19 protein-coding genes and 1 riboswitch are annotated in these 23,778 nt (G+C 62.7%); of the genes, 13 read left to right on the forward strand and 6 right to left on the reverse strand.

Annotated features, from left to right (window positions below):
- Nucleotides 1-10 precede the first annotated feature (10 nt).
- Entirely contained in the window at nt 11-1,561 is a 1,551-nt protein-coding gene (menE, locus tag LDN75_RS04505) for an o-succinylbenzoate--CoA ligase (protein WP_223935974.1), read from the forward strand.
- Between the two features lie 142 nt (nt 1,562-1,703).
- Here menE and LDN75_RS04510 read toward each other — a convergent pair whose 3' ends face one another.
- Entirely contained in the window at nt 1,704-1,925 is a 222-nt protein-coding gene (locus LDN75_RS04510; RefSeq protein WP_223935975.1) for a hypothetical protein, read from the reverse strand.
- Nucleotides 1,926-2,071: 146 nt separating this feature from the next.
- Between LDN75_RS04510 and LDN75_RS24225 the strand changes: the two genes are divergently transcribed.
- The 5 genes from LDN75_RS24225 (at nt 2,072) to LDN75_RS04540 (ending at nt 8,564) form a co-directional block, all read left to right on the forward strand.
- A complete protein-coding gene (locus LDN75_RS24225) occupies nt 2,072-4,984 on the forward strand; it encodes an AAA family ATPase (protein WP_275959802.1) in 2,913 nt (970 codons plus the stop codon).
- Nucleotides 4,985-5,162: 178 nt separating this feature from the next.
- Nucleotides 5,163-5,657 (forward strand): DUF805 domain-containing protein, encoded by a 495-nt coding sequence (locus tag LDN75_RS04525; protein ID WP_223935976.1) that lies wholly within the window; start codon nt 5,163-5,165, stop codon nt 5,655-5,657.
- A 119-nt stretch (nt 5,658-5,776) separates the two neighbouring features.
- Nucleotides 5,777-7,012 carry an L-2-hydroxyglutarate oxidase gene (gene lhgO / locus LDN75_RS04530; RefSeq protein ID WP_223935977.1) on the forward strand — a complete coding sequence of 412 codons (1,236 nt, stop codon included), beginning with the start codon at nt 5,777-5,779 and terminating at the stop codon, nt 7,010-7,012.
- 409 nt (nt 7,013-7,421) lie between these two features.
- Nucleotides 7,422-7,724: a DUF4193 domain-containing protein gene (locus LDN75_RS04535; protein WP_223935978.1), complete on the forward strand. Its 303-nt coding sequence runs from the start codon at nt 7,422-7,424 to the stop codon at nt 7,722-7,724.
- A gap of 294 nt (nt 7,725-8,018) precedes the next feature.
- Complete coding sequence (locus LDN75_RS04540) at nt 8,019-8,564, forward strand: hypothetical protein (protein ID WP_223935979.1); 546 nt, start codon at nt 8,019-8,021, stop codon at nt 8,562-8,564.
- A gap of 86 nt (nt 8,565-8,650) precedes the next feature.
- On the opposite strand, the gene LDN75_RS04545 is transcribed toward LDN75_RS04540, so the two are convergent.
- From LDN75_RS04545 to LDN75_RS04555, 3 genes are read right to left on the reverse strand one after another with little or no spacing between them, the layout of a single operon-like run.
- Nucleotides 8,651-10,198 carry an APC family permease gene (locus LDN75_RS04545; protein ID WP_223935980.1) on the reverse strand — a complete coding sequence of 516 codons (1,548 nt, stop codon included), beginning with the start codon at nt 10,196-10,198 and terminating at the stop codon, nt 8,651-8,653.
- Between the two features lie 12 nt (nt 10,199-10,210).
- Nucleotides 10,211-11,236: an agmatine deiminase family protein gene (locus LDN75_RS04550; protein ID WP_223935981.1), complete on the reverse strand. Its 1,026-nt coding sequence runs from the start codon at nt 11,234-11,236 to the stop codon at nt 10,211-10,213.
- On the reverse strand, nt 11,233-12,261 hold the full coding sequence (locus tag LDN75_RS04555; RefSeq protein WP_223935982.1) for a nitrilase-related carbon-nitrogen hydrolase: 1,029 nt from the start codon (nt 12,259-12,261) through the stop codon (nt 11,233-11,235). Before LDN75_RS04555 ends, LDN75_RS04550 begins: the two co-directional genes overlap by 4 nt.
- 156 nt (nt 12,262-12,417) lie before the next feature.
- Here LDN75_RS04555 and LDN75_RS04560 point away from each other — a divergent pair, with 156 nt between their 5' ends.
- A complete protein-coding gene (locus tag LDN75_RS04560) occupies nt 12,418-12,639 on the forward strand; it encodes a hypothetical protein (protein WP_223935983.1) in 222 nt (73 codons plus the stop codon).
- Nucleotides 12,640-12,726: 87 nt separating this feature from the next.
- Here the strand turns inward: LDN75_RS04560 and LDN75_RS04565 are convergent, their stop codons facing one another.
- The gene (locus LDN75_RS04565) at nt 12,727-13,950 is read right to left on the reverse strand and encodes an amidohydrolase (protein ID WP_223935984.1); all 1,224 of its coding nucleotides are present in this window, start codon (nt 13,948-13,950) and stop codon (nt 12,727-12,729) included.
- A 105-nt stretch (nt 13,951-14,055) separates the two neighbouring features.
- On the opposite strand from LDN75_RS04565, the gene LDN75_RS04570 reads away from it, so the two are divergent.
- Nucleotides 14,056-14,709 (forward strand): cyclodeaminase/cyclohydrolase family protein, encoded by a 654-nt coding sequence (locus LDN75_RS04570; RefSeq protein WP_223935985.1) that lies wholly within the window; start codon nt 14,056-14,058, stop codon nt 14,707-14,709.
- Nucleotides 14,710-14,753: 44 nt separating this feature from the next.
- Here the strand turns inward: LDN75_RS04570 and LDN75_RS04575 are convergent, their stop codons facing one another.
- Nucleotides 14,754-16,304, reverse strand: a complete 1,551-nt coding sequence (locus tag LDN75_RS04575; RefSeq protein WP_223935986.1) for an MFS transporter — start codon at nt 16,302-16,304, stop codon at nt 14,754-14,756.
- Nucleotides 16,305-16,377: 73 nt separating this feature from the next.
- Here LDN75_RS04575 and LDN75_RS04580 point away from each other — a divergent pair, with 73 nt between their 5' ends.
- The 5 genes from LDN75_RS04580 (at nt 16,378) to LDN75_RS04600 (ending at nt 23,764) form a co-directional block, all read left to right on the forward strand.
- Nucleotides 16,378-16,917 (forward strand): TetR/AcrR family transcriptional regulator, encoded by a 540-nt coding sequence (locus LDN75_RS04580; RefSeq protein ID WP_223935987.1) that lies wholly within the window; start codon nt 16,378-16,380, stop codon nt 16,915-16,917.
- Between the two features lie 94 nt (nt 16,918-17,011).
- Nucleotides 17,012-17,109: riboswitch (glycine riboswitch) on the forward strand.
- Nucleotides 17,110-17,296: 187 nt separating this feature from the next.
- Entirely contained in the window at nt 17,297-20,143 is a 2,847-nt protein-coding gene (gene gcvP, locus LDN75_RS04585) for an aminomethyl-transferring glycine dehydrogenase (protein ID WP_223935988.1), read from the forward strand.
- Nucleotides 20,144-20,155: 12 nt separating this feature from the next.
- A complete protein-coding gene (gene gcvT / locus LDN75_RS04590; RefSeq protein ID WP_223935989.1) occupies nt 20,156-21,304 on the forward strand; it encodes a glycine cleavage system aminomethyltransferase GcvT in 1,149 nt (382 codons plus the stop codon).
- A 252-nt stretch (nt 21,305-21,556) separates the two neighbouring features.
- Complete coding sequence (gene gcvH, locus LDN75_RS04595) at nt 21,557-21,943, forward strand: glycine cleavage system protein GcvH (protein WP_223935990.1); 387 nt, start codon at nt 21,557-21,559, stop codon at nt 21,941-21,943.
- Between the two features lie 408 nt (nt 21,944-22,351).
- Nucleotides 22,352-23,764, forward strand: coding sequence for an L-serine ammonia-lyase (locus tag LDN75_RS04600; RefSeq protein WP_223935008.1), 1,413 nt, complete (start codon nt 22,352-22,354; stop codon nt 23,762-23,764).
- The last annotated feature ends 14 nt before the right edge of the window (nt 23,765-23,778 follow it).

Here is a 23,778-nt window from a genome sequence, read left to right on the forward strand (position 1 = left end):
TACCGCAAACATGGACAACAACGGAGTTGGTTCCTGGCTGCACCGTCGCCGCACCAAGTCGGGACCCAAGACGGCCCTCATATCCGGGGCACGCACGCTGAGCTACGGCGAACTCGCCGAGCGGACAGACCGGCTGGCAAACGCCCTCAAGGACAGGGGAGTAGTCAAGGGGGACAGGGTTGCCTATTTGGGCGAGAATCATCCTTCCTTCGTGGAGACCTTCTTCGCCTGCGGGCTGCTCGGCGCGATCTTCGTCCCGCTGAACACGCGGCTCGCCGCCCCCGAATTGCAGTTCCAGCTGCAGGACTCCGGGTCACGGCTCCTGATCAACGCCGAGGCCCTTGAGACCCTGGCGGCCTGTTCCGTGGAAGAAACCCCGGTGACCCATCGCCTGGTGGTGGCGACCGACGGCGCCACGGAAGGTTCCGCAGCTAAGCTGCCATCCGGCGTCGAACGCTATGACGAGGTGCTTCAAGCGGCAGTCTCGACGCCGCTGGATCAGGCTGTCAGCCTGGACGACGGCGCCATGATCCTCTACACCTCAGGCACCACCGGCAAGCCCAAGGGCGCTCTGCTGACGCACGGAAACATCACCTGGAACTGCATCAACACCGTTGTGGACATGGACCTGAACCGGAACGACGTCGCCCTGATGATCTCGCCGCTGTTCCACGTGGCCTCCCTGGACATGGGTTTGCTGCCCATGCTGCTCAAGGGCGCCACGGTGGTGCTGGAAACCAAGTTCGAGGCTGGCAGGGTGCTGGAACTCATCGGCCAGCACCAGGTCACCACCCTCAACGGAGTCCCCACCACGTTCCAGATGCTGTGCGACCATCCTGAATGGTCGACGGCGGACCTCAGTTCCCTGGACAAGCTCACGTGTGGTGGTTCGGCGGTTCCGCGGCGTGTCCTGGATGCCTACGAGGAGCGCGGCATTGGCTTCACGAGTTGTTACGGCATGACTGAGACGGCGCCCGGAGCCACCATGCTTCCTGTCTCAAGGTCCAAGGACAAGGCTGGATCTGCAGGCTTGCCACAGTTTTTCACAGACGTCCGCATCGCCGATCCCCTCGGCGGGCCCACGCCTGCCGGGCAGGTTGGTGAGATCCAGATCTCCGGGCCCAACGTGATCAAGCAATACTGGAACCGCCCTGACGCCACGGCGGAAAGCTACGCCGACGCCGACTGGTTCCGGTCCGGCGACATGGGCTTCCAAGACGACGACGGATTCCTGTTCGTTTCGGACCGCATCAAGGACATGATCATTTCAGGTGGCGAGAACATCTACCCGGCGGAAGTGGAAGCCGCGATTGCCGAGCTCGACGCCGTGGGTAGCGTTGCCGTGATCGGCATCGAGGACCCCAAATGGGGTGAGGTGCCGCGTGCCATCGTCACCTTGCGGGAGGGTGCCTCGCTCAGCGAAGAGCAGCTGCGCTCGCATCTGGAAGGGCGGCTTGCGCGCTACAAGATCCCCAAATCCGTGGTGTTCGTTGACGAGATGCCGCGAACGGCCAGCGGGAAGATCCGCAAAGTGGAGCTCCGCAAGCAGTTCGCGTCCTGACCCTCGTTACGTTTTTCGTAGCCCGTTTCCTGGTTCGTTCTCTCACATCCCGCGGTGTTTGGCCTGACGCTCTTTCACGTCCTGTCCGGGCTTGGCGGAAATCGAGGTCTTCACGGTTGCCTGGCGCTTGGTGCTTTGGCTGTCATTTTTGCTCCGGAATCCAGTAGGGTGCATCTACTCCTGCGCCAGTGAGGTCGTCACAGCGCACCAATTGAGTGCCGATTCGCTCGAGCAGGCAGTTGATATGGCTGGTGGTGTCCCCTTCGGGGACGTCGGCCGTTGCCGGGGCGCCGGGCAGCAGTGCGACGAGGATGAGGAAGAGTGCGACGCCGGTACGCCGTACAGGGCTTGTGGGTGTGTGCATGGCTGGGTTCCTTTTGACGGTTCTTGTGTGTGACAACTTCACTCTGCGTCGCGCAGGATCCCACGGCATCCGGAAGACCTCCTTAATAGCGACCCAAATGACCCTTAGATCTATCCGCCGGTCATGCGGGGTGCGAAGCTGGAACGATGGCGATACAGGCCGACTCCAAAGTCCCCGGACTCGTGGGCCGGGTCGACGAACTGGCGGAACTCAAGGGGATGGTGGATGCTGTCCGAGCGGGAGCATCGAGGACGCTCATTCTGTCCGGCGACGCCGGTGTAGGCAAGACAGCCTTGGTTGGACGGGCCTGTGCCATGGCTGGCGAGAACGTGCTCGTTCTCAGCGGCGCCGCCCTGCCCTTGAGCTCCGTGGTGGTGCCCTATCAGGCCCTGCTTGCGGCGTTCCACGGCGTGACCCACCCTGAGATGCCAGCACCCTTCACCACTCACGGAACGGCTGAAACCCGCGTGGACAGTCCGATCTTCGTCGACGAGTGGCTCACCGCGTTGAGCAGCAAGCAGCCGGTGCTTCTGGTAATCGACGATCTCCAATGGACCGACCCAGGCACACTGGACATCCTGATGTTTCTCATTGCGGGGCCTGCCGAACGTTCTCTGGGCATCATTGCCACTGTCCGGTCCAACGATGCCATTGAAAGCCGCCCTCTTGAGCGGTGGATGACGGACATCCGCCGGCTCCCAAGGGTGAAACTCATGACACTGCGGCCCTTGGACAGGCCGGCGACGGCTACACAGATGGCTGCGTTGCTGGGTGCGCCACCATCGCAGCCGCTGGTCACAGAGGTCTTCGAGCGCTCTGCCGGGAATCCCTATTTCACGAGCCTCCTGGTCGAAGGCCTCGGCTCCCGTACGCACGGTCCAGGGCCGGGTCTTCCACCTGATTTGAAGGCTGCTGTGCTCAGATCATGGAGAGGTCTGCCCGAAGCAGCCCAACAGTTGACCCGGGTACTGGCTGTTGCCGGACGAGCTGTGGACGCCAATGAGCTACGCACTGTTACCCAGGGGTCCATCGCCGGGGACGTAATGATGCCCATGATTCACGAGGCGGCGGCTGCGGGCATCCTGGACTTGTTGCCTGACGGCACCTATTGGTTCCACCACCCTTTGATTGCCGAGATGCTCGAAAAGGGCATGGACCGCTGGGAGAGGCTCCGTTGGCACTCCGCCTTTGCGGATGCCTATGAGGATTCGTTGTTGCAGAATTCCGTGCGCAGCTCCCGGACGGTCGCTTTGCTGGCAGAACATCACTATCACGCCGAACGCTGGGAGCCTGCATATCGTTGGGCGTTGCTGGCAGCCAGCAGAAGTGTGCATGACGGAAGTGGGGAAGACGCACTCAGAATGCTACAGCGAGCAGTCTTCCTTCGAGACAGGGTGTCCGCAGCGGCGGAAGGTCCCCGTGAACTGTGGGCCCAGGTCCGGGGCGCAGCGTTCCGCGCTGGAAACCATGCAGCGGAACTTCAGGCCGTGGAGTCTCTTCTTTCGCTCACTGACGCATCGGTAGAGCCACTGGAGACGGCAGTTTTGCTGGTCAGACGGATGCACCTCCGCATGTCAACCGGATTGGCATTCTTCGACGTGGCGGACATGGAAAAGGCTGTGCAGCTTTCTTCGGCCGATCCTGAAAGCTGGCAGCATGCCCTGGCCTTGGCTGAGCACGCGCACGCCGCCTTATGGCTGGATCGCGATGGCGGAGCCATGGAGGCAGCGAAGGCACTGGCCGTGGCCCGGCTGACAGGCAACCCAGTAGCTATGTCCTACGCCCTCACGGTGGCCGCAATGGTGGAGGTCTTTGCCAAACACCAAGTTGAAGCCTTCAACCTGGCCGCGGCTGCGGCGGCGGAAGCGCTCCAAGCCCAGGACTACTGGGGGTACCTCCACGCGGTGGCCTGGCTTGCGAACTCCCAGGAAAGCTGGATCAGCGAACAATACGCGGTGGTCCTCCGCCACGCCCGGGAGGAGCTGGCCCGCCATGGGGCTCCCCATGCGTACGCATCCAAGATCGCAGCCGATGAAGCCGCCAGCTTCCTGGCCATCGGTTCCTGGCAAGAGGCCCAGACCGCGCTGCGATTAGCAATAAGCCTTGACCCGGGACCCATGGGAGATGTGAGCGCAAGGCTAACGGCGGCAAGGCTGGATGCATTGCAGGGGAGGACGCAGGATGCCTTTGCCCATTTGGCATGCGCCGAAGACGTGAACGGCCACAGCGACGCCTACGTCAACCTCAATTTCGCAGCAATCCGTTCGGAGCTCAACGCCATGGCCGGCCGTCCGGAGGCCTCGCTTGAGGCTGCGATGACTGGTGCGCTGCGTCCCGGCCCGCCACCAACAATGTGTGAGTGGTTGCTGCCCCTTGCCGCCAGGGCACTCGCAGATCTCGCCCAGAGAGCTAAAGACGATGGCAGGTCCATGGCTGGCATCTTGACTGAAGTAGACCAACTGGAGGAGCGCTTTCCGAGTGTTTTCAACGAGCCCGGAGAGCAATCCGAGCTGTATCAACACCAAGTGCTGGCCTTCGGACGACTTTATGCGGCGGAACTGGGCCGAGCTCGCGCAGAAAAAGCGAACGCGGTGGCATGGCTTCACGCAGCGGACGCGTGCAGGGATGCTTCTTTGGCGTGGGAACATGCCTACTCATGCCAGCGGGCGGCCGAAGCGCTTCTCATGCATGGTCACGGCGGGAGGGCCCAAGCCTCACAGATCCTCCGCAGGGGACTCCAGCTGGCCATGGACTTGCAGGCCGTTCCCGTGCAATTGGCGTTGGAACAACTCGCAGTCCAAGCAAAGATTTCGCTGGCCCCGGTCACCAGTCGGGCAATCCTCACGAGCGGAATTCCCTACGGACTCACAGCTCGCGAAGCCACCATTCTGGATCACGTCGTCGCGGGGAGAACTTACAAGGAAATCGCCGGGTTGCTGTTCATCAGCGAGAAAACAGTGAGTTCGCACATTTCCAACCTGCTAAGGAAGACGGGTACGGCCAACAGGTTCGATCTTGCCAGGATGGTTCTCACCAGGACTGACGGCCGGGCTATTTGAGGAAATCGTAAGAAGATACGGGCCGTCAGCTGTCGACATATTCCGTCAACGGACTAAATCCCGGTTAATTTTGTCCATCGATCTGCATAAACTCCTCGGAGAGCACTACGATGAGCAACGACTCTTCACTGAGTTTGGTCTTATTGCATCATTCACACCTAAACCCCGGGGGAACACCTTGAGCTACCAGCAACAGCCGCAACACACCCAACCGTATGCTGCACAGACCGGCGAACCGCCGCTGTGGGCTCCCTACTATGGCGCACCCATTGGCGCCGCTGTAAAGCGTTTCTTCACGAAGTACACGGTCTTCACCGGCCGTGCGAGCCGCAGCGAATACTGGTGGTGGGCACTGGTTGCTGCCGTCATCGGTTTTGTCCTCCAGCTCCTCACAACCATCCTTGGTGCAGCTGGCGCGACGGTCTCGGCAAATGGAACTGCAGTACCCGGGCCTGGCGCAATCGTAGGGTTTATCCTCCTGGGCATCTTCGGCCTGGCAACGGTCATTCCTTCCATTGCGCTGATCGTCCGCCGTCTGCACGATGGCAACTTCAGCGGTTGGCTCGCCCTGGTCGGTCTCGTTCCGTTCCTTGGTGGCCTGGCCCTGCTGGTCCTGATGCTCCTGCCGTCCAACCCGGCCGGCCAGCGCTTCGATCAGCCCAGCGCTGTCTAGCAATTCACCCAATACCTCAAAGGGGCGGCACGCCAAGTGCCGCCCCTTTGACGTGCCCGGGGCACTCCGTGGAATGCTGGGGAGTGATGCGGACCAATCCCCAACGACGAGGAGTGCCCATGTCTGCTGAAATCGAACCGTCTGGCGATATCAAACCGAAAAACATCAAACGTTGCGCGGTCATTGGCGGCGGGATCATCGGCGTGGCTGTGGCCCGGGAACTATCCAACAAACTCGACGGCGTCCAGGTCACCGTTTATGAAAAGGAAGACCGGCTCGCCAAGCACCAGACCGGCCACAACTCCGGTGTGGTCCATGCCGGGCTCTACTATGAGCCCGGCGGACTGAAAGCCACGCTGTGCCGCAGGGGAGTGGAACTGCTTCAGGAATTCTGCGCCACCAAGGACCTGCCGTACGAGGCCTGCGGCAAGTTGGTGATCGCCCAGACCCCCGAAGAATCGAAGCGACTGGAGAACATCTTCGCGCGCGCCACGGCCAATGGAGTGCCCGGGGCGCGAATGCTGCGCGGTGACGAGATACCCGAGGTGGAGCCGAACGCCGTCGGGCTTTCTGCTTTGCACTCGCCGGAAACGGCGATCGTGGACTACGCGGCCATTACCAATGCGCTCGCCGACGACGTCCGTGACGCAGGCGGGCAGATTCGGCTTGGATCGGAAGTGACCTCGCTGGAACAGCAGGGGAGTGGCGTCATAGTCCGCACGAAGGATGGGAGCGAACACTACGATCTCGTGGTGGCGTGCGCCGGGCTTCAATCGGACCGTTTGGCGAAAGCCACCGGCGAGCCCGCAACGCCGCGCATCGTTCCCTTCTTTGGGCAATACTTCCTCCTCGGAAAGGAAACCCGCGAAAAGGTCAGAGGCTTGATTTATCCCGTTCCGGACCCCAAGCATCCCTTCCTTGGCGTGCACCTGACCAAAAGAATCGACGGCGAAATGATGCTGGGCCCCAATGCATTCATCTCCTTCGGCCGCGAGGCCTATTCCTGGAAGGCCGTGGATGTGCGCGACATCCTCAGTTACGCGCTGTTTCCTGGGTTCTGGAATTTTGCCCGTCAGAATGTGCCATCGGCGGTCCGTGAATTCCAGACCGTTGTCAGTACGAAGAAGTTCATCAAGGAGGCGACGCGCTTTGTTCCGTCGTTGGAGGGGGCCACTATTCTTCCCGGCACACGCGGCGTCCGCGCCCAGGCCATGAACGCTGACGGTTCCTTGGTGGATGATTTTGTGATTTCACGACGCCGGGACACGGTTTTGGTACGGAACGCACCGTCACCGGGGGCGACGTCGTCGATGGCCATTGCGGAGTACATCGTGCAGCAGGCACTCAAGAACTGACCGGCCACGATTTAGACAGCACGCGACGATTTAACAAGTCCGTGACGCTGGCGAAACCGTCCCCGAACCGGCGCTGGATACCGTTGCCGCATGATCGGATCCTTCCTAGCCGGAATCGGTGCCCACATTGGCTCGTGGATTGAGGCTGCGTACGTTCTGGACTGCGCTGACCCGGAGGCAGGATATGCGCAGGACTGGACGTGGTTGCCGGCGCTTAGCGGGGTCACGGTTGCCAGTGCGCAGGCCATCCAATCCCACTCCAAAATGGTTCACCGTAACCCATAAAGGTTGGCTTGAAAGCTGCTGAATGTTGTTTTGGGCACACTTTTCGTCCAACGCGGATGCTATGCCCTAAACTGCTTCACTGAGGTGCCTGAAATGGCACTATGCAGCAACGAAAGCGAACCCAATGGCTACTGATTACGACGCGCCCCGCAAGACAGAAGAAGAGTCTCCCGCTGACTCGCTTGAGGCCCTTCAGGCGTCCCGCGGCACTGGTGCCCAGACTGCAGTCATCGACATCGACGAAAACGATACTGCGGAAGGTATCGACCTCCCGGGCGCCGATCTTTCCGGTGAAGAACTGACCGTTGTGGTGGTCCCCGAGCAGTCTGACGAATTCACGTGTTCTTCCTGCTTCCTGGTCCGGCACCGGTCCCAGGTTGCCTTGGAAAAGAACGGCCTTAAGTACTGCAAGGACTGCGAGGGCTGATCCCAGGCACCGCAAATGTTCGAGCCCCGTCAGGCCGGAGAATGGTCGGATGGGGCTTTTGCGTGCCCGCAGCCCTTTGTAACGCCCAGGTTTCGTTATCTTCGATTACAAACCAAGGCATGAAGACCCTCAATACGGTCCCTAAGAGGGCAGAAGAATGCGCCTCGATGACTTTCCTGTGACCACCCCGGAGTCGTTTTAACGGTTGTGCGCCGAAGAGGCCACAACCCATCCAAACCACCGAACACACTCCTACTGTTGAAGTATCAACTTCGCCTGAAGGGGGCACAAAAAATGAGGAAATTTGGAGCGGGTTTGGCAGCAGTCCTTGCGGCTGCCGGATTCGGTCTGGTGGCACCGGGGCCGGCCTCGGCTTCACCATATTGCGGAATCATGTGGGGCTCGCTGGCAAAGGCGGACGCCGACATGAGCTCCGCCAACGTCACCAACGTCCGTACGGGCCAACAGACCTGTTACGACCGCCTGGTGATCGATATGGCCGGCAAGGTGGCAGGCTATTCAGTGCAGTATGTTCCTGTGGTGATCCAGGACGGATCTGGCTTCGAGATCCCGCTGCTCGGAGACGCGGACCTGCAGGTGACGGTCACGGCTCCGTCGTACAACCAGAACGGCCAACTGACGTACGCTCCGGCTGCGAAGGCCGAGTTGTCCAACGTGTCCGGCTATCAGACGTTCCGTCAGGTTGCCTACGCCGGCAGCTTTGAGGGTTATACGAGCATCGGCCTGGGTGTCCGTGCGCGGCTTCCGTTCCGTGTCTTTACATTGGACGGGCCCGACGGCGGTTCCCGCCTTGTGGTGGACGTCGCCCACCGTTGGTAGTGCTCACCCAGAACGCCGAAGAGCGGCCAGTTCGCCGGAACTATCCGGCGAACTGGCCGCTCTTCTGCGTTGTCGCAGCTCTTCAGCTACTCGGGCACCACCAGGGCAGGGGTGTCCTTGCGGATGGTCTCACCGCGGAAGAAACCGGGACGGACGCGGGACATGATCAGCATGAACACGGCACCCAAAGCAAGGATTCCGATGCCGAGCACAAACACGAGCCCCACTCCGAAGATTTCCGAGCCACTTCCAAACTCCGGGGCCCAGCTATCCACTGCGGTCTGCAGGAAGACGACGAACAGCCCGACGCCACCCAGCAGTGGGCAGAGGAGCCGCAGGAAGAAATTGCGGGCACTGGAGAACACGCTGTTCCGGAAGTACCAAACACAGGCGATCGCCGTGAGTCCGTAGTAGAAGCAGATCATCAGGCCCAGGGCCAGGATGGTGTCGTTGAGGACGTTCTCGCTGATCACGTGCATGATTGCGTAGAAGCCCGCGGACAGGACGCCCGCCGCAATGGTGGCGAAGCCCGGCGTCGAGAACTTCTTGCTCATGTGGCTGAAGCGGTTAGGCAGGGCGCCGTAATGCGCCATGGCCAGCAGGCTGCGCGACGGCGAGGTGAACGTCGACTGCAGGGAAGCCGCCGAGCTGGAGAGCACGGCCAGGGACATCAGGATCGCGAACGGACCCATGACCGGAGACGCGAGGGCCGTGAAGACGTTGGCGTGGTTTTCCTCGTTGTTCAGGCCGATTCCCGTGTCTCCGACGCCTGCGAACATCATGGTGGCGATGGTGACGAGGAGGTAAATGCCGAGCACGATGACGGCGGTCAGGGTGCCAGCGAGTCCCGCGGTCTTCTTTCCGTTGGCGGTTTCCTCGTTCACGGTGAGGCAGACGTCCCAGCCCCAGTAGACGAAGATCGAGAGGGAGATGCCGGCTGCGATCTGGCCGAAGGTTTCAATCTTGGTGACGTCGAACCAGTCCCAGCTGAACGGAACGGCGGTCTCGGAGGTGGACCAGTTGGCGAACGCCATGGCAACAAACAGGCCAAGCACCAGCAGCTGGAAACCGACCAAGCCGTACTGCACGATCTTGGTGGTGTGCAGGCCACGGTAACTCACCCAAACGGCCAATGCTACAAAGACGAAGCAGGTGGCAACATTGAGTACCTTGTTCGAGGCGAGGTCGGCGAGCTCGGGCGAGCCCGTAACCTGCGCCAGGAACAGGTAGAAGAAGTCCACGGCGACGCCCGCCAGGTTGGACAGGACGATGATGTTGGCCGCGAGCAGGCCCCAGCCGCCCATCCAGCCCACCCAGGGGCCGAAGGCTTTGGTGACCCACGTGAAGGTGGTGCCGCTGTCCGGGGAATCTGCATTGAGCTCCCGGTACGCCAGTGACACCAGGATCATCGGGATGAACCCGATAAGGAAGATCACGGGCAGTTGCAGCCCGGCTTCGTTGACGGTTGGACCAAGCGCGCTGGTAAGCGTATACGCCGGAGCGATGGTTGAAATGCCAAGAACGACGACGGCGAGGAGCCCCAACTGCCCCGTCTTCAGTCCCTTGCCGCTAATGTCGTGCGACGTGCCGGCCGGGCTGGTGCCTGCGGCCGTGCTACGGATTGTCTGGCTCATGAAGGGCCCTTTCTAGATGGCCGTAGGCTGCTGCTGCGTAATGCAGTGGATGCCGCCGCCCCGGGCAAAGAGTTCGCGCGCGTCAACACTGACTACGCGGCGTCCGGGGTAGGCGTCGGCGAGGATGCGGAGTGCTTTCTCGTCCATGGGGTCATTGAAACTGCACGCGATGACCCCTCCGTTGACCACGAGGTGGTTGATGTAGCTGTAGTCCACATAACCTTCGTCGTCGGTAAGGGCTTCCGGGGCGGGAACTTCGATGATGTTCCAGTCCCGGCCTGCTGCGTCATGGGTGGTGCGGAGGAAGTCGATGATTTCCCGGGAGACGGTGTAGTCCGGGTGTTCCGGGTTCTGCTGGGAGTGGACCAACAGCGTGCCGGGGCTCGGGATCGCAGCCACAATATCGACGTGGCCGCGCGTGCCGAACTTCTCGGAGTCGCGGGTGAGGCCACGTGGCAGCCACACCACATGCGTGGCGCCGATCGTGCGGGCAAGTTCCCCTTCGACGTCGGCTTTGGTAAGGCCCGGATTGCGGCCTTGGTCAAGCTGTACGGTCTCGGTGACCAGGACGGTGCCTTCGCCATCAACCTGGATGCCGCCGCCCTCGTTCACGATGCCTGACGGGATGTGGTGGGCATCGGCGCGACCGCTGACCTCTGCCGCGATGAGGGAGTCCTTGTCCCAAGCAGCCCAATCCTGGCCGCCCCAGCCGTTGAAGATCCAGTCCACGCCACCCAGCTGCTTGTTGGCATCGAGCACGAACGACGGCCCGATGTCCCGCATCCAGGCGTCGTTGAGCTCTGCGGTGAGTACCTCGACGCGAGGGTCCAGGTAGCGCGCGGCGGTATCGACGTCGTCGGGGTGAACCACCATGGTGACCGGTTCAAACTCGAGGATGGCATTGGCGACCGCAGCCCACGTGGACCGTGCTGCGTGCGCCTCTTCCTCGGTGTCACCCAAGGTGTAGCCGCCAGTGGGGAAGGCCATCCAGACGCGATCCTGCGGGGCAGTCTCGGATGGCATGCGCCAGGCGCTCATGCGGACACAGCCTGGTATGGCGCGGCCTCGGCCGCGGAGCCGAGCGGGGCGTTGGGGTTTACAGGTTCGGTGAGGCGGCCGTACGTCTCCGGACGGCGGGTTGCCAGGAACGGGAAGAGCGTGAGCCAGTCCTTGCGCTGGTCCAGGTCAAGGTCTGCCACCAGCACGGTTGATTCGTCGCGCGGTGCCTGGACCAGGATGCGGCCGTAGGGATCGGCGATGAAGGATGAACCGTAGAAGTTCAGCGTGCCCTCGCTGCCGTAGCGGTTGGGGGCAATCATGAACAGGCCGTTGGCGATGCCGTTGCCCACGATGACCTGCTGCCAGAGCGGCTGGGTGTCGAAGTCCGGGTGGTCCGGCTCCGAGCCAATCGCGGTGGGGTAGACCAGGATCTCTGCTCCGCCCAGGGAGTACATACGGGCGAGCTCGGGGAACCATTCGTCCCAGCAAGTGGGCATGCCCAGGCGTGCGCCCCCGAGTTCGGCAGGAGCGTGTACTGCATAGGCGTCCTCGGCGGCCGGGCCTTTGCGGAAGAACTTGTCCTCGTAGTACCCGGCTGTGACGGGGATGTGGAGTTTATGGGTGCGTGCGACGAGTTCGCCAGCGGGGGAGACCAGGATGGCGGTGTTCAGTCCCAAGCCATCATCGGTGCCGTCCGGGTTTTCTGCACGCTGGTAGAGAGATGCGTGGACAGAGACGCCGTACGTCCTGGCAGCCTTGGCAGCGAACGTGAAGGTGGGACCAGTCAGCAGGTCCTCGGTGATGTCCGAGGGGCGGATACCAGCGGCCGGGTTGTTCTCCGGACGGGTGTCTGCCGGGTAGCGGGAGAGCGTCAGCTCAGGCAGGAAAACAACACTGGCTCCCAGCTTGGCTGCGCGTTCGATTCCCTCGTTCAGTTCGGCATGCAGGACTGCTTCGTCAGCGTGCCAACGGTGCTGAACGACGCCGACCCGCAGCGGGGTGCGGGTGGACGGTTCGGTGCGGGCCAGGGAAGTCGGGGCTTCGAGGCGGGTAATTTCAATCATGGTGGCATGTACTCCGGTGAGACGACAGTCACTAAATGAATAGCGTTCATTTAGTATGGCGGTAGTCACGGCTGGATGCAAGGGGGTACCAAATAGCAGTCGACTTCCGGCCCGTGTGCGAGGACGATTAAAGGACAACCACAAAGGAGGTTGGGTATGTGCTACTCGTACTATGAGGGTTATGAGAGGCGCACGAAGAAGGACTCCGCGCGCACGCCAGAGATGCACAAGCCTGAGACAAGCAAGGATCAGGCACCTGAGGCCCCTGCCGAGAAGCGTCCGCAGACAGAAGGAACCTTGTGGACTTTCCTGGCCCGCCGTCGCAGGGAATTTGAGGTTTCAGAACCGAAGATCGACCGCATCCGCGAGAAGGTCTAGGCATCGGTCTAGCAGGGACCCCGCTTAACGGGCATTTCACCACCGCGCGCAGCGGTGAATTGTCCGTTAGGCGGGGCTTCCTGCTGCCTACTTCGGAGCGTCCAGGAATTCGCGGGCCGCAGTGACCAGTGCTTCCGTGCCAAGGGCTAGCGTCGGCTGGATGATGGGGGCGAAATACGGTGAATGGTTGGACGGCACGTCGTCCGGGAGTCGGCCGGTTTTGGCCCAGTCCTTGAAATGCGCCGCATCGATCCCGCCGAGGAACCAGAAGACCAGGGGCGCGCCCGCGGCTGTGGCAAGCTCACCGACGTCCTCGCTGCCGGATACGGGACCCGGGTCGATGACCTTGTTTTCGCCAAACTTTGCCCGGAACGCGGATCCAACCCGTCCCGCGGCTGATTCATCATTGACCGTCAGCGGGAAGCGCTCCTCATAGTGGAAGTCGGGTTCCTTGAGGGAGCCTGAGGCGGCAGCTTCGCTTCGAACGATGCGCTCGATCGAGTTCAGGACTTTCTCCCGCGTGGGCTCGCTGAAGGACCGGATGCTGAGGCCAAGGGTTGCGGTCTCGGGAATGATGTTGTTCTTTGTTCCCGAATGGATTTGCCCAACGGTGACTACCGCAGAATCGCTGGCGGCGAGTTCGCGGGACACCACTCCCTGCAGGCGCATGGTGGTTGCCGCCGCCATGAGCACTGGATCAATGGTGGTTTCAGGCCGGGAACCGTGGCCGCCGCGCCCATGCAAAGTCACGTTCAGGGAGTCGGCGGAGGCCATGGCGACGCCGGGACGCACGCCGAACCATCCCGCGGGAAAGGGGGCCACGTGCTGGCCCAGGACCACGTCCGGTTTGGGGACCAGGTCAAAGAGTCCGTTGGCAACCATGGCCTGCGCCCCGCCGCCCCATTCTTCGGCGGGCTGGAACACCGCCACCAGGGTTCCCTGCCAATCTTCGCGCCCTGTGGCCAGCGTTTCCACTGCTCCGAGCAGGCAGCTGACGTGGACATCGTGACCACAAGCGTGCATCACGGGCACTTCGCGGCCTTCGTGGTCGACGCCGACTGCCGTGCTGGCGTAGTGCAATCCCGTGGCTTCCTTGACCGGCAACGCGTCCATGTCGGCACGCAGCATGACGACGGGGCCGGGACCGTTGTCAAGGACCCCCACGACCCCCGTCTTCCCGACGTTGCGGTGTACCAGCAGTCCCAAGTCCTCAAGGTGTCCGCTGATGATCCCGGCTGTCCTGACCTCTTGGAAGGAAAGCTCAGGGTTGGCGTGGAGGTCACGGTAGAGCTCTTCAAGGTCAATGCTCATGAGGGATCATCCTTACCATGCGACGTCGAGGGTGTGGCCAGTGTATCGATCCCGGCATCGGCGGGGTTGGCGCGCAGCCTTGCGCTACGAGGCAAACTTGGTGGCATGGAATCTTCCCAAGAGGTCACTACACATCGCTCCACGGTTGAAGATTGGACCAGGGCATTGGCTGAGTCCAGCGGGTCGCCGGGGGGAGGCGCGGGAACCGGCGTGATGCTGGCCATTGCCGCGTCCCTCACCTCAATGGTGGCTGGCTACACGGACGCTGAAGACTCCGAACAGCTGGAAAGCATCCATGCCAGAGCCCGGGCCCTGCGCAAAACGGCGCTGCAATTGGCCGATGATGATGCCGCGGCTTCCAAGGCTTTCGGGGCCGCGTTCCGGCTGGATCCGGGCCCGGAACGCGAAGACGCGATTCACCGGGCATCCGTCGATGCCGCAAAAGCGTCTGCCGTGCTGGGCGGACGGGCCATCGACGCCATCGAGGACCTGGGATGGCTGGCAACAAACGGCAATCCTGCGCTCATAGCCGACGTGGTGGTTGCCTTCGGAGCCCTCAGGGCCGCGATAGCAGGGGCCCGCACCAATGTCAGTTTCGATCTCGCTTCCCTCACCTCAGCAGGTGCCGCGCTGGAGGAGGTCCGGGAGCAGCATCGCGAATTGTGGGACACCGTCAGCCGGCTGAGTGATGCCTTGGAACGGATCGACCGGCTGGCGGCGGGCGTGGACAAGAAAGCTGCTCCAACGGAGGGCTTGTGAGGGCTCGTCTGCGTGGCATTTACCCCGTCAGGCGCGAAGGCAGCCTACTGCGCCTTAGGCACCCTGCGGAGTACGACGGCGGCAAGCACTGCCGCTCCGGCCATTAGTACCAGCCCAATCGCCGCAGTGATGTGGACGCCGGACTCGAAGGCTATCCGGGCGGCGGCTGTCAGAGCATCCGATAGCGGAGCGGGTAGTGCAGCGGCGGCATCCACGGCGCCAGCCAGGGTTTCACCCGATTTCCCGGCCGCCTGCGTGGACACGCCGTCCGGGATGACGAGGTTGTGCTGGTAGGAGGCCGTGAGGATGGAGCCCAGCACGGCGGTTCCCAGGAGCGAACCCAGTTCGTAGCCGGTTTCGGAGATTGCGGAAGCCGCTCCGGATTTGTCGGCCGGCACTGAGCCGAGGATGAGGTCGTTGGAGATGGTCTCTGCTGCGCCCACACCAACGGCCAGGATCGTCAAAGCTGACAGGAGGAATACAGGTCCGCTGCCGTGGTCACCCACAGCCACCACCAGGTAGCCCGTGGCGCTGAGGGTAAGTCCGCCAGCCACCACGAATCCGGGTCGGACGCGCTTTACCAGCGGGACCACCAACAGGCCTGCGATGATGGTTGCCAGGAGCGCTGGAATCATTGCGATGCCCGCTTCCATGGGTGATTGGCCCTCGACCAACTGCAGGTGCTGGGCGAAGAAGTAGATGAAGCCCGTCATGGAAAACAGGGACAGGACGTTGGCCACGATCGCCGTGCTGAACACTTTGTTGCCGAACAGGCGGACATCCAGCATCGGGCTCTCGATCCGCTGCTGGCGACGGACAAACAGGGTGCCCATCACCAGGCCGAAGACCATGAACGCCGCAGCCGTTGCTCCGAACCCATGAACCGCAAATTCCTTGATGCCGTAGACAAACGGGGCCATGGCGAACATGGACAGGGCAATGCTCGGCACGTCCACCCGGCCCGGATTGGCGTCCTTGGATTCCGGAATCAGGACGCGGCCGACTGCCAGGAGCGGCAGGAGCAGGAATGTCGCCACCAGGAAGACGGCACCCCACCAGAAGTGCTCAACCAGCCAGCCACCAAAGATCGGGCCAAGGGCGGCGCCGCCCGAGAAACCGGCAGCCCACACTGCAATCGCAAGCCGACGACGGTTCGGGTCGACGAAGATGTTCCGGATCAGGGACAGCGTTGAGGGCATGAGCATGGCGCCAAAGACGCCAAGTGCGGCGCGTCCGGCAATCAGCCACTCTGCGGACGGCGCGAAAGCCGTAGCAGCCGAAACCGCCGCGAAGCCTGTGCTGCCGATCAGCAGCAGCCGCCGTCGTCCGATCCTGTCACCCAGGTTGCCCATGGAAACCAGCAATGCCGCCAACACCAGCGGGTACGCGTCAATGATCCACAGGAGTTGCACGCCGCCCACATCCAGGGAGCGGGCAATTTCGGGCAGGGCGAACGTGAGCGCGGTGTTGTCGACGGCCACCAGCAGCACCGGGAACATCAGGAGTGCCAGGGCCGTCCAATCGCGCCACGGTGCGCCTCCATCCATGACGGGACGGGCGGATCGGGGAGCAGGGGTCGAGGACGGCGTGAACATGACACTTACTGTACCGTCCAGACGGTATAGTTTCAAATTAAGCGCCAACAATCCCGTAGGGAATGATGTATACATGCCACGAAAACCAGTTGCCCGGGATGCAGTCCTGGATGCCTACGAAGCCCTCCTCATCGAGGTGGGGGAGCGGGCCGCCACCCTCGATGCCGTTGCCAAGCGGGCGGGCGTCTCCAAGGGTGGGCTGCTTTATCACTTCCCCAATAAGGAATCGCTGATCAGCGCCCTGCTTGAGCGCCTGGACCAGTTGGCTCAGGAAGACATCGAACACATGAAGGCTGCGCCGGATGGCTCGGCCGCGTACTTCATCCGTACCTCCCTGTGGGCAGGAACCCCCATGGATAGGGCTTTCGTCGCTGCCACAAGACTGGCCGAAGTGGCCCATGAAGAGACCCGCCGCAAGTTCGCCGGTATTCAACAACAGTGGCTGGACGTCCTGGCTGAGGACGTTGGCCCGGAGGTAGCGAAAGCCGTCAGCTACATGGGCGACGGCCTGTATTTCAACGCCATGTTCGAGGGCGGCCAGGAAAGCGGCAACGCCGGGCGGGAGGCCGACGTCGAGATCCTGCTGGGCGTGCTGGACCGGCTCCGCAAGTAGCGGGCCATCCATTTGCGGCGACGCCCACAACGTAGGACAATTGAGCCTTGTGGTGCGTCTTCACAAGGGGCACGCAAAAAATTGAATATGCCTTTGATCTGCGGCGGGAGAGTCCTGCAAGCAAGTGATGCGGGCGCCGTAGGAGCAAACCCTCCCCAGGAATCTCTCAGGCCCACGCACCGCCGCGGCGAGGCAACTCTGGAAAGTAGCAGGCTAATCTCGGACGCCATCGGCGTGCGGGCAGCTGTGCTCACCGACGGTGCAAGCGATGTGTCATGCAAACATGGCAGCGCGGAAACTCTCAGGTCCAATACAGAGCGGGGAGGAACCCGAGCCACTGTGGCGTACCCAAACGCCGCCCAAGTAATGGAGTTCCTTCGTGACGGTTAGTTCTGCCTCCACCACCTTCGTCGATCGGCATATTGGCGCCCGCCGCCAAGCTGACATCGAGACCATGCTCAAGTCGGTCGGCTACGACACCGTCGACTCACTGGTAGACACCGCGGTTCCCAACGACATCCGCCAGGACGTTGCCCTTACCCTCCAGAACGCGCTGAGCGAAGTCGAGGTCCTGGCTGAGCTGCGCAAGCTTGCCTCGAAGAACAAGACGGCCGTCCAGATGATCGGGCAGGGCTACTACGACACCGTCACGCCACCGGTCATCCGCCGCAACATCCTTGAGTCCCCGGCCTGGTACACCGCGTACACGCCCTACCAGCCGGAAATCTCCCAGGGCCGCCTTGAAGCGCTCCTGAACTTCCAGACCATGGTGCAGGACCTGGTGGGACTCCCGATCGCCAACGCTTCGCTTCTGGACGAAGCCACTGCAGTGGCAGAAGCCGTCCTGATGATGCGCCGCGCCAACAAGAATAAGGCCGCCCACGACGGCAAGACCGTCCTTGACGCCGACTGCCTGCCGCAGACCATCGCGATCGTGAAGGGCCGTGCCGAGGCGCTCGGCTTCGAGGTTGAGGTCGCTGACCTTTCCAAGGGCCTGCCCGACGGCGACATCAACGGCGTCGTCCTGCAGCAGCCCGGTGTTTCCGGCCGCGTCTTCGACCACTCCTCCGTGATCGCCGAGGCCAAGGAACGCGGTGCACTGGTCACTGTGGCAGCAGACCTCCTCTCGCTGACCCTCATCACGCCCCCGGGCGAGCAAGGCGCCGATATCGCCGTCGGCTCCGCCCAGCGCTTGGGCGTGCCGCTCTTCTTCGGCGGCCCGCACGCCGCCTACATGGCTGTCCAGAAGGGCCTTGAGCGTTCCATGCCCGGCCGTCTGGTGGGCGTTTCCAAGGACGACGCCGGTGTCCCCGCCTACCGCTTGGCGCTGCAGACCCGCGAGCAGCACATCCGCCGCGAAAAGGCGACGTCCAACATCTGTACCGCGCAGGCACTGCTTGCCATCGTGGCCTCGATGTACGCCGTCTACCACGGCCCCGAAGGCCTCAAGGCCATCGCCGAAACCGCACACGGCCATGCCCGCACGCTGGCCGCTTCCCTAAAGGCCGCCGGCGTCGAGGTCCTGCACGGTTCCTTCTTCGACACCATCACCGTTCGCGTCCCCGGCAAGGCAGGCGACGTCGTCGCTGCCGCCGAGGCCAAGGGCATCAACCTGCGTGGCATTGACGCTGATCTGGTGGGCATCTCTGTTGACGAAACCACTACCTCAGAGATTGTCAGCCGTCTCCTGGAAGTCTTCGACGCTTCGGTGCTTGAATCAGCCGAAGGTTTCGCGCTGGAATCTTCCGTTGAGCGTACGAGCGATTTCATGCAGCACCCCGTCTTCAACACGCACCGTTCCGAAACTCAGCTGCTCCGCTACATCCGTAAGCTCTCGGATCGGGACCTCGCGCTGGACCGCACCATGATCCCCCTCGGATCCTGCACCATGAAGTTGAACGCCACGGCCGAGATGGAAGCCATTTCCTGGCCCGAGTTCGCCTCCATCCACCCGTTCGCACCGGACTCCCAGACCGCGGGCTGGCGTGAATTGATCGCTGATCTTGAGTCGCAGTTGACCGAGATCACGGGTTACGACCAAGTCTCCATCCAGCCGAACGCCGGTTCCCAGGGCGAGCTTGCCGGCCTGCTCGCGATCCGCGGCTACCATCATTCCCGCGGCGACCAGCAGCGTAACGTTTGCCTCATTCCGGCCTCGGCCCACGGCACCAACGCGGCCTCGGCCGTGCTGGCCGGCATGAAGGTCGTGGTGGTGGCGACGGCTGCTGACGGCACTATCGACCACGATGACCTCAAGGCCAAGATCGAGGCCAACAGGGACGTCCTCTCGGCGATCATGATCACCTACCCGTCGACGCATGGTGTATACGACGCCGACGTCCGCGAAGTCTGCGATGCGGTCCACGAGGCCGGCGGACAGGTTTACATCGACGGTGCAAACCTCAACGCGCTGGTTGGGCTCGCCCAGCCGGGCAAGTTTGGCGGCGACGTCTCGCACCTGAACCTGCACAAGACTTTCTGCATCCCGCACGGCGGTGGCGGACCGGGTGTTGGCCCGGTCGCGGCCAAGGCACACCTGGCGCCGTTCATGCCTGGTGACGCTGCGTCGTGGACCGAAGGCAACGACGTCCCGATTTCGGCCTCCCGTTTCGGTTCGGCCGGTGTGCTCCCGATTTCCTGGGCTTACGTGAAGCTCATGGGCGGCCAGGGGCTCACGGAAGCCACCAAGTCCGCGCTGCTGGCTGCGAACTACATCGCTTCCCGCCTCAACGAGCACTTCCCGGTTCTCTACACCGGCGAGGGCGGACTTGTTGCCCACGAATGCATCCTGGACCTCCGCGAACTGACGGCCAAGACCGGCGTCACCGCTGAAGATGTTGCCAAGCGCCTGATCGACTTCGGCTTCCACGCACCCACACTCGCGTTCCCGGTTGCCGGCACGCTCATGGTGGAGCCCACCGAGTCCGAGGACCTCGTCGAGATCGACCGCTTCATCGAAGCCATGATCACTATCCGCAAGGAAATCGACCAGGTTGCCCACGGCGATTTCACTGTTGAGAACTCGCCGCTGCGGAAGGCACCGCACACGGCTGCCGCCGTCGTAAGTTCTGACTGGGACCGCGCGTACCCGCGCGAGCAGGCCGCGTTCCCCGTCCACCACCTCAAGCAGGACAAGTACTTCCCGCCTGTCGGTCGCATTGACGGCGCAGCCGGAGACCGCAACCTGGTTTGCTCCTGCCCGCCGATCGAAGACTTCGAGAACTAGGACGGTCCCGAAATGACTGAGAACTACACCGCGCTCTACGAAGAGCACAAGAAGCTCGGCGCGTCCTTCACCGACTTCGGTGGCTGGCAGATGCCGCTCAAGTATTCCTCCGAGTTGGCAGAGCACCACGCCGTCCGCACGTCCGCCGGTCTCTTCGACCTCTCCCACATGGGTGAAGTCTGGGTCAGCGGCCCCGACGCTGCTGCGTTCCTGGACTACGCCCTGGTGGGCAAAATCTCCGCCATGGCCGAGGGGAAGGCCAAGTACTCGCTGATCTGCCAGGAAGACGGCGGCATCATCGACGACCTCATCACCTACCGCCGCCCATCTACCGAAGAAGGCGCAGACAAGTTCCTCGTTGTGCCGAACGCGGGTAACGCGAAGGTAGTGGCTGACGCTCTGTTGGAGCGTGCCGCGAACTTCGACGTCACCGTCCAGGACGCCTCCGCCGAGACCTCCCTCATCGCGGTCCAGGGTCCTCGTGCGGAAGCCATCCTCCTCCGTTTGGTCCCCGCCGACCAGCACGGGCTGGTCACCGAACTGAAGTACTACGCGGCTGTTGAGGTCCCGTTCACGTTCGACGGCGGTACTCAGGAACTGCTGCTCGCCCGCACCGGATACACGGGCGAAGACGGCTTCGAGATCTTCATCGCCAACGAGTCCGCTGCTGCATTGTGGCAGGCCATCGCCGACGCCGCGGAAGAAGGCGAGCTCACTCCCGCTGGCCTCGCTTCCCGCGACTCCTTGCGCCTCGAAGCCGGCATGCCACTCTATGGCAACGAACTCTCCCGAGAAGGAAACCCGTTCGCCGCAGGGCTCGGACCCGTCGTGGCGCTTTCGAAGGAAGGCGACTTCGTCGGCAAGGAAGCACTCGCGGCACTTAAGGCAGACGGTGCAGGCTCCACCAGCGGACGCAAGCTCGTGGGCCTCAAAGGCCTCGGACGCCGTGCCGGTCGCGGCCACTACCCGGTCCTCAAGGACGGTTCAGTAGTTGGCGAAGTCACCTCCGGCCAGCCCAGCCCAACGTTGGGCTACCCGGTAGCGTTGGCGTACGTCGACGTTGAGCACACGGAGCTCGGCACAGCGCTGGATATTGACCTGCGGGGTAAGAGCGAGCCGTTCGAGGTTGTCGCGCTGCCGTTCTACAAGCGCCAAAAGTAAGTTGCGGGTCCTTTGGGACCGACATCCTCCGCGGGCTCGGTCGCATGTGCGCCCGCTGAGCGGACGCGATGCTCCCTTGGACGCATCTGCCGGAGGCCGGGCCCGCAGGGGCCGCGCACCTCACCAGGACGCGCGGCCACTCTGGCGCCCCTCGAACTGCTGAATGCTGGGGGAGTTGCAACCTGCCGGGGGTGATCCGATGCAGCATCCACCCAGCCATAGTTTTTGATCAACCACAGTAAGGAAAACAGAATGCCCAAAGTAGCGCCCGAACTTCAGTACTCCGACGAGCACGAGTGGGTCTCCCGCGGCGAGGGGAACCTGGTGTCTGTTGGCATCTCCGAGGTTGCCACCGACGCGCTGGGCGACATCGTGTACGTCGACCTGCCCGAGGTTGGTTCCACTGTGACCGCCGGTGAGACCTGTGGCGAAGTTGAATCCACCAAGTCAGTTTCGGACCTGTACTCGCCCGTCACCGGTGAGGTCACCGAGATCAACGACGCCGTTGTCGGTGATCCGGCCCTCATCAACAACGATCCTTACGGCGCCGGCTGGCTCTTCAAGGTTGCGGCTGAGTCCGACGGCCCGCTGCTTTCGGCCGAGGAGTACGCCTCCAAGAACGGCGGGGACCTCTCCTAACTCCCTTCGACCGAGTCCGATTCGGGGTTTCGCTGCCGCGGGTGCCGTTCGCACGGCATGCTGTGCAGCAAGACCCCGTATTGGGCGCCGGTATGGCCCTCGCCGGCGGTCCCTTTGGGCTGGCGTCCGGAAGCGGGCGTCCAAGGGAGCTTCGCGTCCGCCCAGCGGGCGCTTCAGCGACCGAGCCCGCGGAGGACGTCGACCCAACGGGCCCGAACGCTCGCAGGCAGCACCGGCCCACAAGGCGTAGCGTGGGATTGTAGAACTGAATAGTATTGCGACGCCGGGTTGCCGCCTTTGGGGGCCATCCGGCGTCGTGCTTCGGTCGACCTTCGCCACAAGCGGGGGAGGCCATCCGCCAGGACCATCTGGCGGACCGTTTTCAAGCTTTGTTAAGGGATCCCGACCATGGCTGTTGGTGTTTTCGATTTGTTCACTGTGGGTATTGGCCCGTCGAGTTCGCATACTGTGGGGCCGATGCGTGCTGCTGCGGTGTTCGCTGGCGAGCTCAAGGACGCCGGTGTCCTGGGCTCGGTCGCGTCGTTGCGGGTTGATTTGTATGGTTCGTTGGCCGCGACGGGCCGTGGGCACGGGACCATGACTGCGACCCTGTTGGGCCTTGAGGGTTACCACCCGGAGTTGATCCTGCCTGATGAGGTGGACGAGCGGCTCGCGACGATCGCTGAGACAGGTGTCCTGAACCTGGCTGGTGCCTCAGGAGAAGGCGTGGAGCTGCCGTATGCGGTGGAGGATATGGTGTTGCATCCGTTGACGGTGTTGCCGCGGCATACGAACGGGCTGAAGTTCGCTGTCTCTGATGCTGAGGGGAACACCTTGCGGGAGGCGACGTTCTTCTCTGTCGGTGGTGGGTTCATTGTCCGTGAGGGTGAGGAGGACGCGGCGCGGGCGGAGTTGGAGGAGACGAAGGCGGAGTTGCCGTTGCCGTTCCGTACGGCTGCTGAGTTGCTGGGCCGGTGTGCGTCGAAGGGTTTGGGGATCAGCGACATCATGTTCATCAATGAGCGGGCGTCCCGGTCGGAGGAGGAGATCCGGGAGGGGTTGTTGCATATCTGGCATGTGATGGAGGCGTGTGTTGAGGCGAGCCTGAAGCGTGAGGGTGTGTTGCCCGGGGGTTTGAGGGTCCGTCGTCGTGCTCCTGACTGGCTGGAGCGGTTGTTGAAGGAGGACAAGGACCGCAACGATCCGAAGTATTGGCAGGAGTGGGTGAACCTGATCGCGTTGGCGGTCAATGAGGAGAACGCCACTGGTGGGCGGGTGGTCACGGCGCCGACGAATGGTGCGGCGGGGATTATCCCGGCGGTGTTGTATTACGCGTTGCATTATGCCCCGGGCATGGACAAGGCTACCCAGGCTGATAAGGACGATGTGGTGGTGAAGTTCCTGCTGGCTGCGGGTGCGGTGGGTGTGTTGTACAAGGAGCAGGCGTCGATTTCCGGTGCGGAGGTCGGGTGCCAGGGCGAGGTGGGTTCGGCGTCGTCGATGGCTGCTGCGGGGTTGGCCGAGGTGATGGGTGGTACGCCGGGGCAGGTGGAGAACGCGGCGGAGATCGCGATGGAACACAACCTGGGGTTGACGTGTGATCCGATCGGTGGGTTGGTGCAGATTCCGTGTATTGAGCGGAACGCGATCGCGGCGGCGAAGGCGATCAACGCGGCGAAGATGGCGCTCTGGGGGGATGGGACGCACCGGGTGTCGCTGGATGAGGTGATCGTGACCATGCGTGAGACGGGCAAGGACATGTCCTCCAAGTACAAGGAAACCGCGATGGGCGGCTTGGCCGTGAACGTCGTCGAATGCTGAGTCTGTTCGCTGTC

Source organism: Arthrobacter sp. StoSoilB5 (assembly GCF_019977235.1).
Classification (GTDB): domain Bacteria; phylum Actinomycetota; class Actinomycetes; order Actinomycetales; family Micrococcaceae; genus Arthrobacter.